We start from the raw sequence: 20797 nt of genomic DNA on the forward strand, positions 1-20797 counted from the left end.
CTCACTGCTCTCCCAGCGTCATGTCGGGGGTGTAGGTGCCCTTGGTCTCTTTCACCACGGCCTGCCCGCAGCGCATCACGCCATTGGCGGCGTCGAACGCGTAGGTTGGCCCGCCATGCAATTGCCAGCCCGCGTTGAGCGCTGCTGTGACCTTGTGGCAGAAGGCCGAGGTGTCGTCGGCGGTGAGAAACCGGTACAGTGACATCGTGCTCATGCCGGGAACGGCCAGACGCCCAGCCAGTTGTGAATCCAGGTCATCGCAAGGAACGCGACGATGGTGATGACGACAAGGATGATGTCCTTTTTCGCCGGGCCGGGTTCGGGCCGGACCCATGTCTCGGACCGGTTGATCACCGCCACCTCGGCCCCGGCCCAAAGCAGCAGACCCCCGAACAGGATCAGCGAGGCCAGATCGCCATTGACCAGAAGATGCGCCACTGCCCAGACCTTGACGGCGGTCAGCTGCGGATGGCGCATCGCGCCGCGCAGCCGGCCCTTGGTGGCGCTCATTCCATAAAGGAATACCGCGCCCAGCATCAGCAGGTTGTTGATGTGCACCGTCCAGGTCGGCGGATACCAGAGCCCCACGAACTGCGCCTGCCGGTAGCCGACGATCATCAACACCAGACCGGCAAGAACTCCCACAGCCGCCAGCCCCTTGCCGACATTCCCCATCCGTGCCCGCAGATCGGGGAGAACCCGTTTGAAAAGGTGCGCGGCGGTCCAGAGGACCAGCCCGAGGATGAGGTAGAACATGGTGGCTACTCCGCTGCCATTTCCTGTATCGCCTGCGCGCGGGCGAGGGTGCGCTGCGCGGCGGTGACATGCAGATTTTCCACGATCTGCCCGTCCACGACCGCGATCCCCTGACCCGAGGCGCGGCTTTCTTCATAGGCGGCAATCTGGCGTTCGGCCAGTTCAATCTCGGCATTGGTGGGGGCAAAGGCGGTGTTGGCGATCTCGATCTGCGCGGGGTGGATCAGTGTCTTGCCGTCGAACCCCAGATCGCGGCCCTGTTCGCATTCAACCTTGAGCCCGTCGCCGTCACGAAAGCGGTTATAGACCCCGTCGATGGCGACGATCCTGGCCGCGCGCGCGGCCATCACGATCCGTTGCAGCGCGGTCATCAGCGGCAGCCGGTCGGCGCGCACCCGGCAGCCCAGATCCTTTGTCAGGTCGTTGGTGCCCGCGACCAGCCCTGTCACCTGCCGGTGGGCCGCGATCTCGCGGGCGTTGAACACGCAGCCGGGTGTTTCCATCATCGTCCAGACCGGCAGGTCGGGGCCGATCACCTCGGACAGGGTGTCGATGTCCGAGGGCGTGTTGACCTTGGGCAGCAGGATCGCGTCGGCACCGGCATCACGCAGGGCGATGGCATCCTCCAGCCCCCATGCGGTGGTCAGCGCGTTGATCCGCACGATGCGCGCGCGCTTGCCATACCCGCCCTGACGCAGCGCATCGGCCAGCGTGTTGCGGGCCTCGGCCTTGGCGTCGGGGGCGACGGCATCCTCCAGATCGAAGATGATCGCATCGGTCGGCAGGGTGCGCGCCTTGTCCAGCGCCCGCTCTTTCGAGCCGGGAATGTAAAGCACCGACCGGTAGGGATGCGCGTTGCTGTCCATCAGGCTGACCTCTTGTATATTCCGCTGTCTGCAATGATCCCGCGCAGCAATGGCACTTCTGCGCCGAACTGTTCAAGCTTTTTTTTGCCGCGATGCAGCGTGGACAGGCGCCGTCATGGCGCTGCACCCGCGGCTATATCCCGTCGAGGATCAGCTTGGTGCCGGTCACGGCCAAAAGCACGTAGGTCAGGCCGAAGAACACGCGATCCGGCACGGCGCGGTGCGCGCGTATGCCGATCCATGTCCCGATCAGGGCGACCGGCGCGAGCGCGAGGTCGATCAGCAGCGTCTGCGGGGTGAACAGCCCCAGAACGCCATAGGGCACCGCCTTGGCGATATTGAGCGTGAAGAACAGGATCACGGTCGTCGCCTGGTAGCGCGTCTTGTCGATGCCGCGCGATAGCAGGTAGACGGCGGCGGGCGGCCCGCCCGCATGGCTGACAAAGCTGGTAAAGCCTGCAACCGTCCCCGCCAGCATCCCCGCCCAGCCGGGCATCGCGCGGCGCGCGCCCCGGACGACACCGCCGCGCACCAGCACCTGCCACAGCACGAAGCCCAGCGCGATAAGCCCGATCAGAAGCCGCAGCAGATCCTCGTCGGCCATGCGGTAGAAGATCACGCCCAGCGCCACGCCGGGCAGGCCGCCAAGGATCAGCACCCGTGCCTCGTGCCCGCCCCATTGCCGCCAGTAGGGGCGCAAGGTCGCCACGTCGATCAGCATCAGCAGCGGCAGCATGATCCCCAGCGCCATGCCCGGCGGCACGAAAAGCGCCAGAATCGCCGCCCCCGCGAAGGCCGCGCCAGAGCCGAAGCCGCCCTTGGACACCCCGGCGAACAGCGCCGCGAGGCCGCCGATTGCAAACACGTCCCATCCCATGGCCTGCCCGTAACGTCCTGTGATCTCTTGTGTTGGCCTTGCGCCGCCACCCGCCGGGCCCCAGCGCGGACCCGCGCGGCATGGCAGCAGCCTTGCATGGCGTGCCAAATCCCACTAGTCCGAAATGCAGCTTTTCAACCGATGGAGACCAACCAAATGGCCAGACCCAAGATTGCGCTGATCGGCGCGGGACAGATCGGCGGCACGCTCGCCCATCTTGCCGCGCTCAAGGAACTGGGGGATATCGTTCTGTTCGACATCGCGGAGGGCACCCCCGAGGGCAAGGCCCTCGACATCGCCCAATCCGGCCCCTCCGACGGCTTCGACGCCGCGCTCAAGGGCACGCAATCCTACGCGGATATCGCCGGCGCGGATGTGTGCATCGTCACCGCCGGTGTGCCGCGCAAGCCGGGCATGAGCCGCGATGACCTGCTCGGCATCAACCTCAAGGTCATGAAGGCCGTGGGCGAGGGGATCGCCGCCAACGCGCCCGACGCGTTCGTGATCTGCATCACCAACCCGCTGGATGCGATGGTCTGGGCGTTGCAGACATTCTCCGGCCTGCCGCGCGAAAAGGTCTGCGGCATGGCGGGTGTTCTGGACAGCGCACGCTTCCGCCATTTCCTCAGCGTCGAGTTCGACGTGTCGATGAAGGATGTGTCAGCCTTCGTTCTCGGCGGCCATGGCGACACGATGGTGCCCTGCGTACGGTATTCCACCGTCGCCGGCATCCCGCTGCCCGACCTCATCAAGATGGGCTGGACCACGCAGGAAAAGCTCGACGCGATCCTGCAACGCACCCGCGACGGCGGGGCCGAAATCGTCGGCCTGCTCAAGACCGGCTCGGCGTTCTATGCGCCGGCGACCTCGGCCATCGAGATGGCAGAGGCTTATCTCAAGGACCAGAAGCGCGTGCTGCCCTGCGCCGCCTGGTGCGACGGCGAACTGGGCGTGAAGGGCATGTATGTGGGCGTGCCCACCGTGATCGGCGCGGGCGGCATCGAGCGGATCGTCAACATCTCGCTTAACAAGGACGAGCAGGCCATGTTCGACAAGTCCGTGGATGCGGTCAAGGGTCTCGTCTCGGCGTGCAAGGAAATCGACCCGGCTCTGGCCTGAGGCATGGGGCAAAGAGACGCATGAATCAGGGCCGGGATGTTCCCGGCCCTGATTTCGTTCAGGGCATCGCTTGCCCCGCCGCGATTGTGATCACAGCTTTCAGGCGTGTGATCACAAAGATGGAAAATCCGCGGCGAACTCTGCAAAATTCAAAAAATCATTTAAACCGGGTGGCATTCTGTGCCTATACATGTGCCAATCGCAGCAAAATGGGACAGTTTCATGAATATCCATGAGTATCAGGCAAAAGCGCTGCTTCGCTCTTACGGTGCGCCGGTATCGGACGGCCGCGTGGTCCTGCGCGCGGAAGAGGCGAAGACGGCGGCGGGTGCGCTGGACGGGCCGATGTGGGTCGTGAAGGCGCAGATCCATGCCGGCGGCCGGGGCAAGGGCAAGTTCAAGGAGTCCGGTGCCGGTGACGCGGGCGGCGTGCGCCTGTCGAAATCGGTCGAAGAGGCTGCCGACGAGGCCAAGCGCATGCTGGGCCGTACCCTGGTGACCAAGCAGACCGGCCCGGCGGGCAAGCAAGTCAACCGCATCTATATCGAGGACGGCTCGGGTATCGAGACAGAGATGTATCTTGCCCTGCTGGTGGATCGCGGCACGTCCCGTGTGAGTTTCGTGGCCTCGACCGAGGGCGGCATGGATATCGAGGAGGTGGCGGAAAGCACCCCCGAGAAGATCCTCAGCCTGTCGGTCGACCCCGCCACCGGCTACCAGCCCTTTCACGGGCGCCGCATCGCGTTCTCGCTGGGGCTGACGGGCGGGCAGGTCAAGCAATGCGTCAACCTGATGGGCACACTGTACAAGATGTTCATCGAGACCGACATGGAGATGCTCGAGATCAATCCGCTGATCGTCACCGACAAGGGCGACCTGAAATGTCTCGACGCCAAGATGAGCTTTGATTCCAACGCGATCTATCGCCACCCCGAGATCGGAGAGCTGCGCGACACCACCGAGGAGGACTCCAAGGAACTCGAGGCGTCGAAATACGATCTCAACTACATCGCTCTGGACGGCGAGATCGGCTGCATGGTCAACGGCGCGGGCCTTGCGATGGCCACGATGGACATCATCAAGCTTTACGGTGCCGAACCCGCGAACTTTCTCGACGTGGGTGGCGGGGCGACCAAGGAAAAGGTCACCGAGGCGTTCAAGATCATCACCAGCGATCCGCAGGTGAAGGGCATCCTCGTCAACATCTTCGGCGGCATCATGCGCTGCGACGTGATCGCCGAGGGGGTGGTCGCCGCCGTCAAGGACGTGGGCCTGACCGTGCCGCTGGTGGTGCGCCTGGAAGGCACCAATGTCGAGAAGGGCAAGGAGATCATCCGCAATTCCGGCCTCAACGTCATCGCCGCCGACGACCTCAAGGACGGCGCGCAGAAGATCGTGAAAGCCGTGAAGGGCTGAAATTTCCAAGGTCGAGTGACGTCACGCGTCTCGACACGCATTTCCAAAGGAGCACGCCAACATGGCAGTCCTCGTAGACAAGAATACCAAGGTGATCTGTCAGGGCCTCACCGGCTCGCAGGGCACATTCCATTCCGAACAGGCGATCGCGTATGGCACGCAGATGGTCGGCGGTGTCACCCCCGGCAAGGGCGGCAGCACCCATCTCGATCTGCCCGTCTTCAACTCGGTGCACGAGGCCATGCACGAGACCGGCGCGAATGCCTCCGTCATCTACGTGCCGCCGCCCTTTGCCGCCGACAGCATCCTCGAGGCGATCGATGCCGGGATCGAACTGATCGTGTGCATCACCGAGGGTATCCCGGTTCTGGACATGATGCGCGTCAAGCGCGCGCTGGAGGGGTCCACCTCCAAGCTGATCGGCCCGAACTGCCCCGGCATCATCACGCCGGATGCCTGCAAGATCGGCATCATGCCCGGCCATATCCACAAGCGCGGCTCCTGCGGGGTCGTTTCGCGGTCAGGCACGCTGACCTACGAGGCGGTCAAGCAGACCACTGATGCGGGGCTGGGACAGTCCACCTGCATCGGCATCGGCGGCGACCCGATCAAGGGGACCGAGCATATCGACGTGCTGGAATGGTTCCTGGCCGATGACGAGACAGAAAGCATCATCATGATCGGCGAGATCGGCGGCGCGGCCGAAGAGGACGCGGCGCAGTTCCTCAAGGACGAGGCCAAGAAGGGCCGGTCCAAGCCGACCGCGGGCTTCATCGCCGGGCGCACGGCCCCGCCGGGCCGCCGTATGGGCCATGCCGGCGCCATCGTCGCCGGTGGCAAGGGCGGCGCCGACGACAAGATCGAGGCGATGAAATCGGCCGGGATCGTTGTCGCCGACAGCCCGGCCGAGTTGGGCGAGGCGGTGCTCAAGGCGATTGGATAACCCGCGTTTCGGGCCGGGCATTGCCCCGGCCCGACCGTCAGACAGGTTTCATATTCCCTCCGAGGTATCACAATGACCGATCAATCCCCCAACGACGAGTTCCACGCCTCCAGCTTCATGCAGGGCGCGAACGCGGAATATCTCGAACAGCTTTACGCGCGCTATGCCACCGATCCCGGTGCGGTGGACGAGGCATGGCAGAAGTTCTTCGACCAGTTGGGCGATGGTGACGAGGACGTGAAACGCGAGGCCGCAGGCCCGTCCTGGGCGCGCGCCGACTGGCCGCAGCAGCCCAATGACGATCTGACAGCCGCGCTGACCGGCGAATGGGCGGCCGATCCCGAGATCAAGGATGCCGGCAAGAAGATCGCCGCGAAAGCGTCCGAAAAGGGCGTCAGCCTGACCGACGAGGACGTCAAGCGCGCCGTGCTCGATTCCGTGCGGGCGCTGATGTTGATCCGTGCCTACCGCATCCGGGGCCACCTGATCGCCGAACTCGACCCGCTGGGGCTGCGCGATCACGGCCACCGCCCCGAACTCGACCCCAAATCCTACGGCTTCACCGAGGCCGACATGGACCGCCCGATCTTCATCGACAATGTGCTGGGCCTGCAGATTGCCTCGCTGCGCGAGATCATCGCGATCGTGAAGCGGACCTATTGCGGCACCTTCGCGCTGCAATACATGCACATTTCCGATCCCGAGCAGGCGGCCTGGCTCAAGGAGCGGATCGAGGGGTATGACAAGGAAATCAGCTTTACCCGCAACGGGCGCAAGGCGATCCTCAACAAGATGGTCGAGGCCGAGGGTTTCGAGAAATACCTGCACGTCAAGTACATGGGCACCAAGCGGTTCGGCCTCGATGGGGGCGAAAGCACGATCCCCGCGATGGAGCAGATCATCAAGCGCGGCGGCAGCCTGGGCGTCAAGGAGATCGTGATCGGCATGCCGCACCGGGGCCGGCTGTCGGTGCTGGCCAACGTGATGGGCAAGCCCTACCGCGCCATCTTCCACGAGTTCCAGGGCGGCAGTTTCAAGCCCGACGAGGTGGACGGCTCGGGCGACGTGAAATATCACCTCGGCGCCTCGTCCGACCGAGAGTTCGACGGCAACACGGTGCATCTGTCGCTTACCGCCAATCCCTCGCATCTCGAGGCGGTGAACCCCGTCGTGATCGGCAAGGTCCGCGCCAAGCAGGACCAGATGAAGGATGCCGACCGCACCAAGGTGCTGCCCGTCCTGCTGCACGGCGACGCGGCCTTTGCCGGTCAGGGCGTTGTGGCCGAATGTTTCGGCCTGTCGGGCCTCAAGGGCCACCGCACCGGGGGCACCATGCATCTCGTGGTCAACAACCAGATCGGCTTTACCACGGCGCCACATTTCTCGCGGTCCTCGCCATATCCGACGGATATCGCGCTGATGGTCGAGGCGCCGATCTTTCACGTCAACGGCGACGATCCCGAGGCGGTCGTCCACGCCGCCAAGGTGGCCACGGAGTTCCGCCAGAAGTTCCAGAAGGACGTGGTGATCGACATCATCTGCTATCGCCGCTTCGGCCATAACGAGGGGGACGAACCGATGTTCACCAACCCCCTGATGTACAAGAAGATCAAGCAGCAGAAGACCACGCTCGCGCTTTATACCGAGCGGCTGGTCCGCGACGGGCTGATCCCCGAGGGCGAGATCGAGGACATGAAAGCGGCGTTCCAGTCGCATCTCGCCGACGAGTTCGAGGCGGGCAAGGACTACCGTCCCAACAAGGCCGACTGGCTGGATGGCAAGTGGTCCCATCTCGACCGCAAGGACGAGGATTACCAGCGCGGCGAGACCGCGATCAAGCCCGAAACCTTTGACGAGATCGGGCGCGCGCTGACCACCGTTCCGGACGATTTCGTACCCCACAAGACGATCTCGCGGCTGCTCGAGGCGAAATCCGAGATGTTCAAGTCCGGCAAGGGCTTCGACTGGGCCACCGCCGAGGCGCTTGCCTTCGGCTCGTTGCAGACCGAAGGCTACCCGGTGCGGCTGTCGGGGCAGGACAGCGCGCGCGGCACCTTCAGTCAGCGCCACTCTGCCCTGATCAACCAGGACACCGAAGATCGCTATCTCCCGCTCAACCATATCCGCGAGGGGCAGGCGCAATACGAGGTCGTCGACTCGATGCTTTCGGAATACGCCGTCCTGGGGTTCGAGTATGGCTACAGCCTTGCGGAACCCAACGCGCTGACGCTGTGGGAGGCGCAGTTCGGCGATTTCGCCAACGGCGCGCAGATCATGTTCGATCAGTTCGTCAGCTCCGGCGAATCGAAATGGCTGCGCATGTCGGGCCTCGTCTGCCTGCTGCCGCATGGCTACGAGGGGCAGGGGCCGGAACACTCCTCTGCCCGGCTGGAACGGTTCCTGACGATGTGCGGCGGCGACAACTGGATCGTGGCAAATTGCACCACGCCGGCCAATTACTTTCACATCCTGCGCCGGCAGCTGCACCGCACTTTCCGCAAGCCGCTGATCCTGATGACGCCGAAGTCGCTCCTGCGTCACAAGATGGCCGTTTCGCGGACCGAGGAATTCGTGACAGGCTCCAGCTTCCACAGGGTGTTGTGGGACGATGCGCAATACGGCAATTCGGACCTGCAACTGGCCCCGGATGACAAGATCAAGCGCGTGGTGATGTGTTCCGGCAAGGTCTATTACGACCTTCTGGACGAACGCGACAAACGCGGGCTCGACGATGTCTACCTGATGCGGATCGAGCAGTTCTACCCGTTCCCGGCCATGTCGATGGTCAAGGAGCTGGAACGCTTCAAGGGGGCAGAGATGGTCTGGTGCCAGGAAGAACCCAAGAATCAGGGCGCGTGGACCTTCATCGAACCCAATCTCGAATGGGTGCTGAGCCGCATCAAGGCGCGGCATGCGCGCCCCTCCTATGCGGGCCGCCCCGCCGCGGCCTCGCCCGCCACGGGCCTGGCCAAACAGCACAAGGCACAACAAGAGGCGCTGGTCGATGCCGCGCTGTCCAGTGAAGGGAAATAACCCATGAGCACCGAAGTCCGCGTCCCAACCCTGGGCGAATCTGTCACCGAGGCGACCGTCGCCACCTGGTTCAAGAAACCCGGCGACACGGTGGCCGTTGACGAAATGCTGTGCGAGCTGGAAACCGACAAGGTGACCGTCGAGGTGCCCAGCCCCGCGGCCGGCACGTTGGGCGAGATCGTCGCCCAAGAGGGCGAAACCGTCGGTGTCGACGCGCTGCTGGCCATGCTCACCGAAGGGCAGGGCAAGGCATCCGGCGACGGCGACGCCAAGGGCGGTTCGGCCAAGGAATCCAGCCCGCAACCCGCCAGCACCGGCAACGCGGGCAATGACGCGGGCAATACCGACGTCATGGTCCCCACACTTGGCGAATCCGTCTCGGAAGCCACCGTATCGACCTGGTTCAAGAAGGTCGGCGACAGCGTGTCGCAAGACGAAATGCTGTGCGAGCTGGAAACCGACAAGGTCTCGGTCGAGGTGCCCAGCCCGGCCGCCGGCACCCTGACGGAAATCCTCGCCGGTGAGGGGGACACGGTGCAGGCGGGCGGCAAGCTCGCCATACTCTCCGGCGCCGCAGATGGCAGCATCCAGCCGCAGGAACGCCCCAAAGCCGCGGACGTCTCGGGCGGCGACACACCCGCCGCCAGCGGCTCTGACAGGGATGTCGAGGACGCCCCCTCGGCGAAAAAGGCGATGGCAGAAAAGGGCGTGTCGCGCGATCAGGTCCAGGGCTCGGGCCGCGACGGCCGCGTGATGAAGGAAGATGTCGCCAAGGCCGGCCAGGCGCCGTCCGCCCCCGCCGCCGAGGCGCCGAAACCGGCCCCCGCCCCGCGCGCGCCGTCGCCCGCCCCGGACGCGGATCGCGAGGAACGGGTCAAGATGACCCGCCTGCGCCAGACCATCGCCAAGCGCCTCAAGGACAGCCAGAACACCGCCGCGATGCTGACCACCTATAACGAGGTGGACATGACCGCGGTCATGGACCTGCGCAACGAGTACAAGGCCGAGTTCGAGAAAAAGCACGGCGTCAAGCTCGGCTTCATGTCGTTCTTCACCAAGGCCTGCGCGCACGCCCTCAAGGAGGTGCCCGAGGTCAACGCGGAAATCGACGGCACCGACATCGTCTACAAGAACTTCGTGCATATGGGTATCGCCACCGGCACGCCCACGGGTCTCGTGGTGCCGGTGATCCGCGACGTGGATGCGATGGGCTTTGCGGCCATCGAAAAGGCGATCGCCGAAAAGGGCACCCGCGCCCGCGACAACAAGCTCACCATGGCCGAGATGCAGGGCGGCACGTTCACGATCTCCAATGGCGGCGTCTACGGCTCGCTGATGTCCTCGCCGATCCTCAACCCGCCGCAATCGGGCATCCTCGGGATGCACAAGATCCAGCAGCGCCCCATGGTCGTGAACGGCGAGATCAAGGCGCGCCCCATGATGTATCTCGCCCTCAGCTACGACCACAGAATTGTAGACGGCAAGGGCGCCGTGACCTTCCTCGTGCGGGTGAAAGAGGCGCTGGAAGATCCGCGGCGTCTGCTGATGGATTTGTGACGAATGTCACTAATTGCAGCCAACGATTTTACGGACCTGCCTCTAGAGCCGGAGGCTCGTTGGCTGCAACTGCGTGACTTGGTTGAGAAGCGTTTGGATGAACGCTCTGATATGAACAACGGCGGTAATGAAACGTATGAATTGCTTGAATATGTTCAAATTATTACTGCTGCAGCAGAAGAATTAGGGATCGGCGAGCTGTTGCAGATCTCTCCGGGCAATATTCGCGAGGACTTTGATCCGTTTCGAGCAAGTGTTGCAGCTTTGGCAACTCGTCTGAGTCTGCGCGTAAGCATGCAAAACTCTTCATACTCTGTCACGCTCTCGCGGCCGACGAGGAAAGAAATTCTGCATAACATCGACAAGCTGCGCTCGATGATAAACCTCTCTGATATTTCTGAAGAAAGAAAGCTGGAAGCTTCCAAAATTGTAGACCAGCTACAAATACTTACTTTCGAGTCGAAAACAGATATTGCTCGTGTTGGTGTCTTGTTGGCGGCGCTTGGTGCCTTCGCGGTTGGGACGACATCCTTGCTCGCTGATCTACCCGCCGCAATCGGCACAATTTCTGCGCTGATTGGCGCCGACAAACGGGAAGAAGAAAGTGAACAATCCTTAATTGCGGAAAGTAAGAAGAAACTTCAGATCCAAGATCTACGCGAAACGCCGAAAGATCAAAGCAATGATGAAATACCGTTTTGACCAGACCCAATGACCCCAGAACTCACCATACTCACCCTCCCCGCGCCCCGGTAAACGGCTGCGTGTAACACACTCCTCGATCGATAGGACCCACCGTGCTCTATTCCGAACCGCACCTCCTAGCATTCTACGCCCTGATCGTGGCGATCACGATGGTGGTGCAGGTCGGCGCCGCCGCGCTGACCGTCGGCCTGCCCTACCTGTCCGGCCCGCGTGACGCCCAGAAACCGCTCGGCACCGTGCCGGAACGGCTGCGCCGCACGGTGGACAATTCCGTTATTGCCCTCGCGCTGGTCGCGCCCGCGGTGCTACTGGTGGAAATCGGCGGCGTCGCGATTCCGCAGACGGTGCTTGCCATGCAGATCTTCGTGGCCGCAAGGATCGCCTTCGCGGTGCTCTACCCGCTGGGCATCCCCTATGCGCGAACGGCCGTCTGGGCCGCCGGGTTCCTCGCGACCCTGTTCCTCTACCTGATCGCGCTGACGGCGCCGCTGACATGACCGCCATGCCCCCCGAACTCACCGCGCTCACCCTCGCCGCGCTGCTGCAGGCCCTGCAATTCGCGCTCTTCGCCATCCCCGCGAACCGCGAGCTCGGCCCCGGCTACACGATGTCCGCCCGCGACCGCGACCCCTCGCGCCCGCTGTCGGACAAGACCGCCCGTCTGCAACGCGCGCTCAACAATCATTTCGAGGGGCTGATCCTCTTCACCATCGCCTGCGTCACCGTCACGCTGGCCGACAAGTCCACCGCCTTCACCGCCGCTTTCGCCTTCACCTATCTCGGCGCCCGCGTGCTCTACATCCCGGCCTATTACTTCGGCCTCAACCCGTGGCGATCGCTGATCTGGGCCGTGGGCTTTATCGCCACGCTGCTGATGCTTCTGGCGGCGCTCTTCTAGATGCTTCATCTTTCCCGAAATACTCCGGGGGAATTGGCCGAAGGCCAAGGGGGCAGCGCCCCAGGACCCCGCATATCAGAAAGGACACCCAATGGCCTCATATGACGTGATCATCCTCGGCTCCGGCCCCGGCGGCTATGTCTGCGCCATCCGCTGCGCGCAGCTTGGCCTGAAAACCGCCGTTGTCGAGGGCCGCGAGACGCTTGGTGGCACCTGCCTCAACGTCGGCTGCATCCCCTCCAAGGCGCTGCTGCATGCCACCCACCAACTGCATGAGGCCGAACACAATTTTGCCAAGATGGGCCTCAAGGGCAAATCCCCCTCGGTCGACTGGCAACATATGCAGGCCTACAAGACCGACACCATCGGCCAGAACACCAAGGGCATCGAATTCCTGTTCAAGAAGAACAAGATCGACTGGCTCAAGGGCTGGGGCAGTATCCCTGAGGCCGGCAAGGTCAAGGTCGGCGACGACACCCACCAGGCCAAGAACATCGTCATCGCCTCCGGCTCGGATGCGGCCACCGTGCCCGGCGCCGATGTCACGATCGACGAGAAGATCGTCGTCACCTCCACCGGCGCGCTGGAACTGCCAAAGGTGCCGAAATCCATGGTCGTCATCGGCGGCGGCGTGATCGGGCTGGAGATGGGCAGCGTTTATGCACGGCTCGGGACCGAGGTGACGGTGGTCGAGTTTCTAGACGCGATCACCCCCGGTATGGACGCCGAAGTGCAGAAGGGCTTCCAGAAGATCCTCAAGAAACAGGGGCTGAATTTCGTGATGGGCGCCGCGGTGCACACCGTCGAGACGCTCAAGACCAAGGCCAAGGTGCATTACAAGTTGCGCAAGGATGACAGCGAGCATCAGATCGACGCTGACGTGGTCCTCGTGGCCACCGGGCGCAAACCCTACACCGAGGGGCTGGGGCTCGACTCGCTCGGCGTCGAGATGACCAAGCGCGGCCAGATCGCGGTGGCCAAGGACTGGCAGACGAACGTCAAGGGCGTCTATGCCATCGGCGACGTGATCGAGGGGCCGATGCTCGCCCACAAGGCCGAGGACGAGGGCATGGCGGTGGCCGAGGTTCTGGCCGGCAAGCACGGGCACGTGAATTACGGCGTGATCCCCGGCGTGATCTACACCCACCCCGAGGTCGCCAATGTCGGCGAGACCGAGGAGAGCCTCAAGGAGGCGGGCCGTGCCTACAAGGTCGGCAAGTTCTCGTTCATGGGCAATGGCCGCGCCAAGGCCAATTTCGCCGCCGACGGCTTCGTCAAGATCCTCGCCGACAAGGAAACGGACCGGATCCTCGGCGCGCATATCATCGGCCCGATGGCCGGCGATCTCATTCACGAGATCTGCGTCGCGATGGAATTCGGCGCAGCGGCCGAGGACCTGGCCCTGACCTGCCACGCGCATCCGACCTATTCCGAGGCGGTGCGCGAGGCGGCACTGGCCTGCGGCGACGGGGCTATCCACGCGTAACAGGCTTGCAGGTCGTCGATCCGCCCGCGCGTTGCCGTGCGCGGGCGGATCGACCGGCTTGTGTTCAGGGCTTGCGGCGTTTGGCCGGGTCACCGGCGCCCGAACGGGACGGGGCGCCCTTGGCATTCGACGCTGATTTGCCTGCCCCCGGCTTCCCCGTACCCGGTTTGCCTTTGCCCGGCGTCCTGGCGGCACCCGGCGGGGTAAAGCGTTTCGACGTGTCGGATGCCGGTGCGCTGTGCCGTGTCTTGGCGGACGGCGTCGCATCGGCCCCCTTGGGGGCCGGTTTTCCCTTTGCCTTGTCGAACGGCTTGCCACCGGTCTTCGCCGCGGGCTTTCCAACGGGTTTTTCCTTGCGCGCGGGCTGGGCCGGCTTCTTCGGGTCGGCGTCCCTTGCGGGTTTGGCGGGCGTCACCGCCCCGCTTTCGACCGCTTGCGCCATGCGGTCGGGTCTTGGCCGGTCCGGTTTGCCCTGTGGCTTGGCCCGCGGCTTGGGCGCCGGACGTGGTGCGGCGTCGCGGGGCGGGCGGGGGGCCTGCGTCGCGTCCGGCGCACCGTCAAGCTTGCGTGCGGTGATCCCCTCGTCAAGCGCGCCATCCGCCCCGAGAGCCTTGAGAAACCCTGCGGCCGCCGGCTCGGACAGTTCCACGAAGGTCTCGTCCGGCTGCACGCGGATCGCGCCGATGCTCGATTTGTCGAGATTGCCCGCCCGGCACAGCAGTGGCAGCAGCCAGCGTGCCTCGGCCCGGTCGTTCGCCCCGACAGACAGCGCGAACCATGTGCTGGGTCCGAAGGGCGTGCGCTCGCGGGCGGGCGGCGCCGCGTCCGGTGCGCTCAGATCCTCGGGGGCCGACACGCGCGCGCGATACAGCCGCAGGTAGGCGGCGGCGATCTGCGCGGGCGCGTGCTGCGCCAGAAGCTCGGTGGCGAAGGCGGCCTCGGCCTCGGTCGGGGCCTCGGACCACACCGGATCGGCCAGAAGACGGGCGTGATCCTGCGCCTCGATATCGCTGGCACTGGGCGGCGTCGTCCACTCGGCCGTGATGCGCGCGGTCTTCAGCAGACGCTCGGCCTTTTTTACCGCCTTGACCGGGACGATCAGCGCCGAGATCCCCTTGCGCCCCGCGCGCCCCGTCCGCCCCGAGCGGTGCAGCAGCCCGTCGGCATTTGAAGGCAGTTCGGCATGCACCACGAGGTCGAGATTGGGCAGGTCGATCCCGCGCGCCGCCACGTCAGTGGCGACGCAGACCTTGGCGCGCCCGTCACGCATCGCCTGAAGGGCGTGGGTCCGCTCGGACTGGCTCAGCTCGCCCGACAGCGACACGACGGCAAAGCCGCGATTGGCCAGCCGCGCGGTCAGGCGCGCGACCATGGCGCGCGTGTTGGCAAAGACGATCGCGTTCTGGGCATCGTGATAGCGCAGCAGGTTGATCACCGCGCCTTCGGCATCCTGCGGCGCGACGCGCAGCGCCTGATAGGCGATATCGGCATGCTGCGTGGCCCCGGTCAGCGTCGTCACGCGTTGCGCGTCACGCTGGAACTTTTCAGCCAGTTTGGCGATCATCGGCGGCACGGTGGCCGAGAACATCATCGTGCGGCGCCCCTCGGGGGCGGCGGCCAGCATGAATTCGAGATCCTCGCGGAACCCGAGATCGAGCATCTCGTCGGCCTCGTCGAGCACCACGGCGCGCAGCCCCGTCATGTCGAGCGCGCCGCGATTGATATGGTCGCACAGGCGTCCGGGCGTGCCGACCACGATATGCGCGCCCCGTTCCAGCGCGCGGCGCTCGTCGCGGGCATCCATGCCGCCCACGCAGGTCACCACCCGCGCATTGGCCCCGGCGTAAAGCCAGCTCAGTTCGCGCATCACCTGCAGCGCCAATTCGCGCGTCGGCGCGACGATCAGCGCCAGAGGGGCGCTCGCGGGTGGCAGGGTATCCCCGCCATCCATCAGGGTGGGCGCGATGGCAAGGCCGAAGCCGACCGTCTTGCCGGATCCGGTCTGGGCCGAGACCAGCAGATCGGACTGCCCGAGCGCGGGATCGGTCACCGCCTCTTGGACGGGGGTCAGCGTATCGTAGCCGCGGGCGGCAAGGGCGGAGGAAAGCGAAGGGGGAATCATCGGGGAGCAGAGACCTTGGGAATGAGTGGCGCGCGAAAAGGCGCAGGCAGGGATCCCTAACGCCTTCGGGTGGGGATGTATATCGCGAATCAGTGCCTCGCCCCATGGCCCTTGTCCCCGGTACCCGAATACGCCACGGTGCGCCCACCAAGGATTACCCGCAGGAGAACAGACCCGATGCCCGTCAAGAACCGCTTTGCCGAATTGCACGACGATATCACCGAATGGCGCCGCGACATCCATGCCAACCCCGAAATCCTGTACGAAACGCACCGCACCAGTGCGCTGGTGGCCGACAAGCTGCGCAGCTTTGGCTGTGACGAGGTGGCGACGGGGATCGGACGCACCGGCGTGGTGGGCGTGATCAAGGGCAAGGCGACCGGATCGGGCAAGGTGATCGGGCTGCGCGCCGACATGGACGCGCTGCCCATCCACGAGGCGACCGGCGTCGAGTATGCCAGCAAGACCGAGGGCGCGATGCATGCCTGCGGCCATGACGGGCACACGGCGATGCTGCTTGGAGCGGCGCAATACCTTGCCGAGACGCGCAATTTCGACGGCACGGTGGTGGTGATCTTCCAGCCCGCCGAAGAGGGCGGCGCGGGCGCCCGCGAGATGTGCGAGGACGGTCTGATGGAGCGTTTCGGCATCCAGGAGGTCTACGGCATGCATAACTGGCCCGGCCGGCCGGTGGGCAGCTTTGCCATCCGTCCGGGGGCGTTCTTTGCCGCCACCGACCAGTTCGATATCGAGGTGACCGGCCGGGGCGGGCATGCCGCAAAGCCGCACGAGACGGTAGACCCAACCGTCATGGCCGCGCATCTGGTCACGATGCTACAGACCATCGCCAGCCGTAACGCCGACCCGGTCGATCAGGTGGTGGTGTCGGTGACCTCGTTCCAGACCTCGTCGAACGCCTTCAACGTCATCCCGCAAAGCGTGCACCTGCGAGGCACCGTGCGGACCATGAGCACGCAAATGCGTGACCTTGCAGAGACCCGCCTGCGCGAGATCTGCGAGCAGGGCGCGGCCGGTCTGGGCGGTCAGGCGGACGTGACATATCACCGCGGATATCCCGTGATGGTCAACCACGAGGATCAGGCCGGCTTTGCCGCCGAGGTCGCGACCCGCGTGGCCGGCACCTGCGACGAGGCCCCTCTGGTGATGGGCGGCGAGGATTTCGCCTTCATGCTGGAGGAGCGTCCCGGCGCCTACATCCTCGTGGGCAACGGCGATACGGCGATGGTCCACAACCCCGATTACGATTTCAATGACGCGGCGATTCCCGCAGGATGCAGCTGGTGGGCCGAAGTCGTCGAGACCCGCATGCCCGCCTGAGGGCGATCAGGAAAAACGAGTATTTTCAGAAAGATGAAGCCGGGGCGGGCCGTGTCCGCCCCGGTTAAGTGTCAGCTCGACGCGACGGGCTGGCAGGTGCCGGTCGCGCTGTCGAAGCTCGTGCCTTCGGCGCAGGTCATCGCCTGACGGTCCTTGCCATGACCACATTGGGCCATTGCAAACGAGGGCATCGCGGCGAGCACGAGGGCGGCAAGTCCGAATTTCATCTTCATGATCTGTCTCCCGGTTTCGTAGGGCTGCAGAATATCACGATTCTCCGAAAACCCGCGCGAAAATCGTGTCCACATGCTTGGTGTGGTAGCCCAAGTCGAATTTCTCATCGATTTCCGCCGGGCTGAGCGCCGCGGTGACCTCGGGATCGTTCAACAGTTCCGTGCGGAAATCGACGCCCGTCTCCCAGACCTTGAGCGCGTTGCGTTGCACGAGGCGGTAGGCATCCTCGCGGCTGACACCGGCCTGCGTGAGGGCCAGCAGCACCCGCTGGCTCATCACGAGGCCGGGAAACTTGTTCATGTTGGCCAGCATGTTGTCGGGATACACGATCAGCTTGTCGATGACGCCGGTCAACCGTGCCAGCGCAAAATCCAGCGTGACGGTGGCGTCGGGGCCGATGTTGCGCTCGACCGAGGAATGGGAGATGTCGCGCTCGTGCCAGAGCGCCACGTTTTCCATCGCCGGGATGACCATCGATCGGACCATCCGCGCCAGACCCGTCAGGTTCTCGGTCAGCACCGGATTCTTCTTGTGCGGCATCGCCGACGAACCCTTCTGGCCCATCGAGAAGAACTCGGCCGCCTCCAGCACTTCGGTGCGCTGCATGTGGCGGATCTCGGTCGCGATGTTTTCGACCGACGAGGCGACCACGCCGAGCGTGGCGAAGAACGCCGCGTGCCGGTCGCGCGGGATCACCTGCGTGCTGATGGGCTCGGGCTTCAGCCCGAGCTTTTCGCAGACATGCACCTCGACGCCTGGGTCGACATTGGCGAAGGTGCCGACCGCGCCGGAAACCGCCCCCGTCGCGATCTCGTCGCGGGCGGTGCGCAGGCGCGTCAGGTTGCGGTCCATTTCCGCATGGAACCGCGCGAAGGTCAGGCCCATGGTCGTCGGTTCCGCATGGATGCCGTGGCTGCGACCGATGCGGATGGTATCCTTGTGCTCGAACGCGCGGCGCTTGAGCGCGGCCAGCAGCCCCTCGACATCGGCGATCAGGATATCGGCGGCGCGCGTCAGCTGGATGTTGAAACAGGTATCCAGAACGTCCGAACTGGTCATGCCCTGGTGCACGAAGCGCGCGGCGTCAGAACCCACATGCTCGGCCAGGTGGGTGAGGAAGGCGATCACGTCATGCCGCGTCTCGGCCTCGATCTCGTCGATGCGGGCGACGTCGAAGGTGACATCGTTCGCCTTCCACACGGCATCGGCGTTCTCGCGCGGGATCACGCCGAGATCCGCCATCGCGTCGCCGGCATGCGCCTCGATTTCATACCATATGCGGAACTTCGTGGCGGGGTCCCAGATGGCGACCATCTCGGGGCGGGAGTATCGGGGGATCATGGGGGCGTCCTTGCAGGTGGGTGTGGCAACTGTGCTGCGGGGGTTGTAGTCAGTCGGGCGCGACACGGCAAGACGAGGGGGACAGGCCAGATGCGCCTGAGGCGGTTGCAGGATTTCGAAGGCACGTGGGCGTTCAGTCGCGCGGTGGTCGAGCGCGACGGCCGCACGGGCTGTGTCACCGGGTGCGCGGTCTGGGCCGCCGACCGCAACGGGTTGCGCTATACCGAGACGGGCGAGATGCGTCTGCCGGGCCATGCGCCGATGCGGGTGCACCGCAGCTATCACTGGGATGCTCATCTGGGCGTGTTCTTCGCGGATGGCCGTTTCTTTCATCATGTCCCGCCCGAGGGGGGCGCGGCCGCGCATTGGTGTGATCCCGACCAGTATGACGGGGTCTATGATTTCGGGGATTGGCCGTCGTTTTCCGTCACATGGCGGGTCCGGGGACCCCGCAAGGATTACCGCATGACGACGCATTACAGACCGGAGGGGACATGACCGCGATCCTGCAACACGACCTGCCCTTTGATGTCGATGCGCGGCGCCCGCTGCCGGGCATCGCGCCGCTCGATCCAGCGACGTGGCTGCAGGTGGATGAGGCGTTCGGCGCGCAGATGGCGGAACGCGCGCGGCTTCTTTCGGAGCGGCGCGGCGATGTGCTGGCCGTGACCGAAGGCGCGCAGCCCGCGATGGACGAGCTGTTGCAGCATGTGCTGGACTGGCTGGGCGCGCATGGCGACGCGTATGTGGTCGATGCGGACAGCGTGCTGCGGCCCGACGGTGTGCGCGTGGCGATCGACCGCGACGATCCGATGGGCACGCTGGGGCATCTGGTGCAGGAGGATCTGTGCGTGATGGAGCATCGCGGCGACGAACATGTGCTGACCGCCGCGGTGTTGTGCTTTCCGGCCAGCTGGCGTCTGGCCGACAAGATCGGGCGCCCGCTGACCGAGATCCACGTGCCCGTGCCGGAATACGATGCAGGCCTTGCGCGCCGGGTGCAGCGGCTGTTCGACGGGGTGCAGGTGGGGCGTCCGCTCTGGCGGTTCAACGCGCTGCACTACGCCGATCCCACCCTGCACCAGCCGCGCTCGCGCGTGCGACCGACCGAAGCGGCCCATCACCGCTACCTGCGGTCCGAACGCCAGTGCGTGCTGCGCCTGCCCGAGACCCGTGCCTGCGTGTTCTCGATCCACACCTATGTGATCGACCGGCGCGCGGAATAGGCCGGTTTAGCCGTCGATGCGCGCCGCCATGATCGCGATCGCCTTTTGGTAGACGGTGGCGGCGTTCCATTGTTCGATCACCGCGAAATTGGGCTGACCTTCCTGATATCCCCTGCCGGGCTGCCAGCCTTTCTGCCGAAGGAAATTCGCGGTCGAGGCCATGGCATCGGTCAGGTTGTATAGATCGATGCGCCCGTCGCCATTGCCGTCCACGCCGTAGGTCAACGCATTGCCCGGCAGGAATTGCGTGTGGCCCAATTCGCCGTGTCGCGCGCCTTTCGTCTGGCCGGTGATGCTGCCGCGATCCACCAGTTTCAGCGCGCCGATGGCATGCGGGCGGAAGAAATCCGACCGGCGGCAATCATAGGTCAGGGTCACGATGGCCGAGACCACCTGTGTGTCGCCCATGAACCGGCCAAAGCCGGTTTCCATGCCGTGAATCGCGATCAGGATGCCGGCGGGCACGCCGTAGTTGCGTTCCAGCGCATCGTAGAAGGCTGCGTCGCGGGCGCGCCGCTGCCTGCCCTGTGCGACGATGGTATCGGCACCGCGGATCTGCATGAATTTCTGCAGGCTGTAGCGAAAGCTTTTCTGGTTGCGATCCGCCGAGATGGTGCGGTGTGAATATGAGGCTGCGCGCAGCGCCTGCTGACCCTGTGCCCCGACGCCGTCCGCCGCGGCCTTGGCTTCAAAGTCACGTTTCCATCCTTCGAACCCGGCTGGGGTATCCCCGCATTGGGCCGCGACGGCCGGCGCAGCGCCGATCATGAGGCCAAGCGCGAGGCCGATGCACTGCGTCAGGTTCCGGATTCTGCGGGGGTTCAACATGCGGCATCTCCCATCCTGAGGTTTCAGGGGAGCGTAGCGCGGTTTCGGTCCC

At 64.8% G+C, this 20797-nt stretch carries 20 protein-coding genes; 12 read left to right on the plus strand and 8 right to left on the minus strand.

What is annotated here, in order from left to right; translation table 11 throughout:
* Position 1: 1 nt before the first annotated feature.
* From ACROSR_RS10480 to ACROSR_RS10495, 4 genes are all read right to left on the minus strand, one after another.
* Positions 2 to 205, minus strand: coding sequence for a DUF1737 domain-containing protein (locus tag ACROSR_RS10480; RefSeq protein ID WP_432684891.1), 204 nt, complete (start codon positions 203 to 205; stop codon positions 2 to 4).
* Positions 206 to 210: 5 nt separating this feature from the next.
* The gene (locus ACROSR_RS10485) at positions 211 to 756 is read right to left on the minus strand and encodes an NnrU family protein (RefSeq protein ID WP_432684750.1); all 546 of its coding nucleotides are present in this window, start codon (positions 754 to 756) and stop codon (positions 211 to 213) included.
* A gap of 5 nt (positions 757 to 761) precedes the next feature.
* Positions 762 to 1622: an HpcH/HpaI aldolase/citrate lyase family protein gene (locus ACROSR_RS10490; RefSeq protein WP_432684752.1), complete on the minus strand. Its 861-nt coding sequence runs from the start codon at positions 1620 to 1622 to the stop codon at positions 762 to 764.
* Positions 1623 to 1755: 133 nt separating this feature from the next.
* On the minus strand, positions 1756 to 2499 hold the full coding sequence (locus ACROSR_RS10495; RefSeq protein ID WP_432684892.1) for a sulfite exporter TauE/SafE family protein: 744 nt from the start codon (positions 2497 to 2499) through the stop codon (positions 1756 to 1758).
* A gap of 156 nt (positions 2500 to 2655) precedes the next feature.
* Between ACROSR_RS10495 and mdh the strand changes: the two genes are divergently transcribed.
* The 9 genes from mdh (at position 2656) to lpdA (ending at position 13656) form a co-directional block, all read left to right on the plus strand.
* A complete protein-coding gene (mdh, locus tag ACROSR_RS10500; RefSeq protein ID WP_432684754.1) occupies positions 2656 to 3618 on the plus strand; it encodes a malate dehydrogenase in 963 nt (320 codons plus the stop codon).
* A 222-nt stretch (positions 3619 to 3840) separates the two neighbouring features.
* Positions 3841 to 5034, plus strand: a complete 1194-nt coding sequence (gene sucC / locus ACROSR_RS10505; protein ID WP_432684756.1) for an ADP-forming succinate--CoA ligase subunit beta — start codon at positions 3841 to 3843, stop codon at positions 5032 to 5034.
* Between the two features lie 61 nt (positions 5035 to 5095).
* A complete protein-coding gene (gene sucD, locus ACROSR_RS10510; protein ID WP_432684758.1) occupies positions 5096 to 5977 on the plus strand; it encodes a succinate--CoA ligase subunit alpha in 882 nt (293 codons plus the stop codon).
* Between the two features lie 72 nt (positions 5978 to 6049).
* Positions 6050 to 9010, plus strand: a complete 2961-nt coding sequence (locus ACROSR_RS10515) for a 2-oxoglutarate dehydrogenase E1 component (protein WP_432684760.1) — start codon at positions 6050 to 6052, stop codon at positions 9008 to 9010.
* A 3-nt stretch (positions 9011 to 9013) separates the two neighbouring features.
* Positions 9014 to 10567 (plus strand): 2-oxoglutarate dehydrogenase complex dihydrolipoyllysine-residue succinyltransferase, encoded by a 1554-nt coding sequence (odhB, locus tag ACROSR_RS10520; protein ID WP_432684762.1) that lies wholly within the window; start codon positions 9014 to 9016, stop codon positions 10565 to 10567.
* 3 nt (positions 10568 to 10570) lie between these two features.
* Complete coding sequence (locus tag ACROSR_RS10525) at positions 10571 to 11269, plus strand: hypothetical protein (protein WP_432684764.1); 699 nt, start codon at positions 10571 to 10573, stop codon at positions 11267 to 11269.
* A gap of 95 nt (positions 11270 to 11364) precedes the next feature.
* Entirely contained in the window at positions 11365 to 11769 is a 405-nt protein-coding gene (locus tag ACROSR_RS10530) for an MAPEG family protein (protein WP_432684766.1), read from the plus strand.
* A 5-nt stretch (positions 11770 to 11774) separates the two neighbouring features.
* Positions 11775 to 12170: an MAPEG family protein gene (locus ACROSR_RS10535; protein ID WP_432684894.1), complete on the plus strand. Its 396-nt coding sequence runs from the start codon at positions 11775 to 11777 to the stop codon at positions 12168 to 12170.
* 91 nt (positions 12171 to 12261) lie between these two features.
* On the plus strand, positions 12262 to 13656 hold the full coding sequence (lpdA, locus tag ACROSR_RS10540; protein WP_432684768.1) for a dihydrolipoyl dehydrogenase: 1395 nt from the start codon (positions 12262 to 12264) through the stop codon (positions 13654 to 13656).
* Positions 13657 to 13720: 64 nt separating this feature from the next.
* Here lpdA and ACROSR_RS10545 read toward each other — a convergent pair whose 3' ends face one another.
* Positions 13721 to 15778: a DEAD/DEAH box helicase gene (locus ACROSR_RS10545; protein WP_432684770.1), complete on the minus strand. Its 2058-nt coding sequence runs from the start codon at positions 15776 to 15778 to the stop codon at positions 13721 to 13723.
* 177 nt (positions 15779 to 15955) lie between these two features.
* On the opposite strand from ACROSR_RS10545, the gene ACROSR_RS10550 reads away from it, so the two are divergent.
* Positions 15956 to 17116 (plus strand): M20 aminoacylase family protein, encoded by a 1161-nt coding sequence (locus ACROSR_RS10550; protein ID WP_432684772.1) that lies wholly within the window; start codon positions 15956 to 15958, stop codon positions 17114 to 17116.
* A 71-nt stretch (positions 17117 to 17187) separates the two neighbouring features.
* Here ACROSR_RS10550 and ACROSR_RS10555 read toward each other — a convergent pair whose 3' ends face one another.
* Positions 17188 to 17349, minus strand: coding sequence for a hypothetical protein (locus tag ACROSR_RS10555; protein ID WP_432684774.1), 162 nt, complete (start codon positions 17347 to 17349; stop codon positions 17188 to 17190).
* Positions 17350 to 17383: 34 nt separating this feature from the next.
* Positions 17384 to 18691, minus strand: a complete 1308-nt coding sequence (gene purB, locus ACROSR_RS10560) for an adenylosuccinate lyase (protein WP_432684776.1) — start codon at positions 18689 to 18691, stop codon at positions 17384 to 17386.
* Positions 18692 to 18781: 90 nt separating this feature from the next.
* Here purB and ACROSR_RS10565 point away from each other — a divergent pair, with 90 nt between their 5' ends.
* Positions 18782 to 19189 carry a DUF6314 family protein gene (locus ACROSR_RS10565; RefSeq protein ID WP_432684778.1) on the plus strand — a complete coding sequence of 136 codons (408 nt, stop codon included), beginning with the start codon at positions 18782 to 18784 and terminating at the stop codon, positions 19187 to 19189.
* The gene (locus ACROSR_RS10570) at positions 19186 to 19917 is read left to right on the plus strand and encodes a heme-dependent oxidative N-demethylase family protein (protein ID WP_432684780.1); all 732 of its coding nucleotides are present in this window, start codon (positions 19186 to 19188) and stop codon (positions 19915 to 19917) included. The genes ACROSR_RS10565 and ACROSR_RS10570 overlap by 4 nt, the downstream gene beginning before the upstream one ends.
* Before the next feature lie 6 nt (positions 19918 to 19923).
* On the opposite strand, the gene ACROSR_RS10575 is transcribed toward ACROSR_RS10570, so the two are convergent.
* Entirely contained in the window at positions 19924 to 20685 is a 762-nt protein-coding gene (locus ACROSR_RS10575) for a lytic murein transglycosylase (RefSeq protein ID WP_432684896.1), read from the minus strand.
* Between the last annotated feature and the right edge of the window lie 112 nt (positions 20686 to 20797).

Origin of the sequence: Roseovarius tibetensis, from assembly GCF_050896375.1 — a bacterium.
Taxonomy (GTDB): domain Bacteria; phylum Pseudomonadota; class Alphaproteobacteria; order Rhodobacterales; family Rhodobacteraceae; genus Roseovarius; species Roseovarius tibetensis.